Genomic DNA, 2,651 nt, shown 5'->3' with positions numbered 1-2,651 from the left:
ACCGCACCTGCAGGCGCTGCCGGCACCGACGGGACCGACGTCTCGGGCGGCACCTGCGATTCGGAGGGCACGGCACCGGACGGGGGAGGCAGCTGCGGATCAGTCACGCCCCCATCCTAAGGCGAGCGTCAGACGCGCCGGAGCAGACCCACCCGGTCGTACACGTCCGAAAGCGTCGCGTCGGCGACGGCATCGGCGCGGGCGGCGTTCTCGGCCAGGATGCGATCGAGCTCGGCGGGATCGTCGAGCAGCTCGAGGGCGCGGGCGCGCACCGGCTCGAACTCGTTGACGACGACCTCGGCCAGGCCCTTCTTGAAATCGCCGTAACCGCGTCCCGCGTACTCGTCCTCGATCGCGGCGACCTGGCGTCCTGTGAGCGCCGCGTAGATCGTGAGCAGGTTCGAGACGCCGGGCTTGCTCTCGCGGTCGAACCGCACGGAACCCTCGTTGTCGGTCACCGCGCGCATGACCTTCTTCGCCGACTTCGCCGGATCGTCGAGCATCCACAGCACGCCGGCGTCGCTCTCGGCAGACTTCGACATCTTCGACGTCGGGTTCTGCAGGTCGTAGATGCGCGCGGTCTCCTTCTGGATGACGGGCATCGGCACCGTGAAGGTCTCACCGAATCGCGAGTTGAAGCGCTCGGCGAGATCGCGCGTGAGCTCGACGTGCTGCTTTTGGTCATCGCCCACCGGCACCACATCGGTCTGGTAGAGCAGGATGTCTGCGGCCATGAGCACTGGGTAGGTGAACAGGCCGACACTGGTCGAGTCCGCACCGTAGCGCGAGGACTTGTCCTTGAACTGCGTCATCCGACCGGCTTCGCCGAAGCCGGTGATGGTGCTGAGAATCCACGCGAGCTCGGCGTGAGCGCGCACATGCGACTGCACGTAAAGCGTCGACAGCGAGGGCTCGATACCGGCGGCGACGTACTGCGCTGCTGTACGACGCGTCTTCTCACGCAGCTCTGCCGGGTCCTGGGCGACGGTGATCGCGTGCAGATCGACGACGGAGAAATAGGCGTCGTAGGAACTCTGCAGCTCCCGCCACTGGAGCAGCGCGCCGATGTAGTTGCCGATCTGGAGGGAGTCGGCGGAGGGCTGCATTCCGGAGTAAAGGCGAGGTCTCGTCACGGGATCAATCCTATGGGGTGCGTGCTGTGCCCCTACGATGGGCGCATGGCTTCCGCTTCTCCTCTCCCACGGTCGCGAGGGGATCGGGCCCTCTACGTCGAGATCCTCATCCGCGCGCCCCTGGACGAGGTGTGGGCGCTGACCCAGGACCCGTCCTCGCACGTGCGCTGGGACGCGCGCTTCAGCGACATCGTGCCGCAGCGCACCCGGGCGGACGGCGCACAGGACTTCCGCTACGAACTCGACCTGCGGGTGCACACGATCCGCGGAACCGGCGTCTCGCTCGCCACGAAGCAGAGCCGCACGGGCGAGCGGACCTCCGCGCTCCTCTTCGACACGGACGACGTGCTCTCCCCGCTCGGAGTCGGGCGTGGGTACTGGCGCTACGTGCCGACGGATGACGGCGTGCGATTCCTCACCGGCTACGACTACGTCCCGGGCTGGGGCTGGCTCGGGCGCGTGCTGGATCCGCTGATCACGCGGCGCTTCGTCTGGTGGCTCACGGCGCGGAGCTTCGATCGCCTGCGGCTCTGGGCCGAGCAGGGGATCGCGCCCGAGGAGACCAGCGGATGGCGATCGTTGCGCCGAGGTCACCGACCTCGCGCACGAAACTGCCTCTCCCGGCCTCCGCGACGCACCGGACGCACGATCATGGAGGACGCACCGGAATCTCTGGAGGAGCTCGTATGACCACAGGCGCCGGGATCTTCGAGCGCGCGTTGGGAGCCGATTTCGCGCGGCTCCACCCGCAGCTCCAGCGCCGGTTCGGGGTCGGCGTCGACGCCGGCTACGGCTGCATCGGGCGCGGAGTGATGACCGAGGTGCGCCGGGGTCCGTGGTGGACGCTGCCGTTCCTCCTCATCGGGACCTTCCGGAACATCCTCTTCCCCGAGCGGGGACAGGACGTGCCGTTCCGGATCGACAACCACGCCTACGTCGACGACTTCGGCCGTGAGACCGTGACCTTCGTGCGGACCATGGACGTGCGCCCCGGTCGCCGCCGCCGCTTCGACGCGACCATGATCTACAGCGAGGCCCGGCGGCGAGTGGTCGACTACCTGGGCACCCACCAGCACCTCGCGGTCGACCTCGACCTCGCCGTCACCGATGACGGCGGGCTCCTGCTCACCTCGGGGGCACAGCGCTTCTACGAGGGGCCTGCGGCCTTCCGCTTCCCGATGGTCTTCAGCGGACGGGCGCGGCTCGTCGAGCGCTATGACGACGAGCAGGAGTGCTACCTGATCGACCTCGAGATCCACAACGACGTCTTCGGGTTCCTGTTCGGCTATCGGGGCGCGTTCACGTGCGAGTTCGTCGACGGCCCCGCCCCGGAGACCGTGAAGCCGTACCGTGAGGAGGCTCGAGAGTGACCGCGCGTGGAGCGGCCTTCCTCTTCCTCGACGCCGGTGACGAACACGGCGTCGTACTCCAGACCCTTGGCCGTATGCATGGTCATGAGCGAGACCGAGCCCGACTCGTCGTCGAGGTCATCGGCATCGGAGACCAGGGCGACCTCGG

3 protein-coding genes and 1 pseudogene are annotated in these 2,651 nt (G+C 68.0%); 2 read left to right on the top strand and 2 right to left on the bottom strand.

The features are described from left to right. Positions 1–128: 128 nt before the first annotated feature. A complete protein-coding gene (gene trpS, locus KZA10_RS11900) occupies positions 129–1,133 on the bottom strand; it encodes a tryptophan--tRNA ligase (RefSeq protein WP_141386282.1) in 1,005 nt (334 codons plus the stop codon). Between the two features lie 45 nt (positions 1,134–1,178). Between trpS and KZA10_RS11895 the strand changes: the two genes are divergently transcribed. Together KZA10_RS11895 and KZA10_RS11890 are read left to right on the top strand one after the other, a co-directional pair. After that, complete coding sequence (locus KZA10_RS11895; RefSeq protein WP_229778876.1) at positions 1,179–1,823, top strand: SRPBCC family protein; 645 nt, start codon at positions 1,179–1,181, stop codon at positions 1,821–1,823. Further along, positions 1,820–2,503 (top strand): DUF4166 domain-containing protein, encoded by a 684-nt coding sequence (locus tag KZA10_RS11890; protein ID WP_055877658.1) that lies wholly within the window; start codon positions 1,820–1,822, stop codon positions 2,501–2,503. The genes KZA10_RS11895 and KZA10_RS11890 overlap by 4 nt, the downstream gene beginning before the upstream one ends. Before the next feature lie 20 nt (positions 2,504–2,523). On the opposite strand, the pseudogene KZA10_RS11885 reads toward KZA10_RS11890, so the two are convergent. Continuing rightward, positions 2,524–2,651, bottom strand: a pseudogene (locus KZA10_RS11885) (3'-5' exonuclease); the annotation flags it as partial.

Origin of the sequence: Microbacterium sp. BF1 (assembly GCF_019279095.1) — a bacterium.
In the GTDB taxonomy this organism is placed as follows: Bacteria; Actinomycetota; Actinomycetes; order Actinomycetales; family Microbacteriaceae; genus Microbacterium; species Microbacterium maritypicum.
Note: the sequence above shows the minus strand (reverse complement) of the source record. Positions and strands in the feature narration are given on the sequence as shown.

Excerpts from the sequence above, each read along its gene's own strand:
- KZA10_RS11895 (WP_229778876.1), top strand. The coding sequence starts at position 1,179 with ATGGCTTCCGCTTCTCCTCTCCCACGGTCGCGAGGGGATCGGGCCCTC.
- KZA10_RS11890 (WP_055877658.1), top strand. The coding sequence starts at position 1,820 with ATGACCACAGGCGCCGGGATCTTCGAGCGCGCGTTGGGAGCCGATTTC.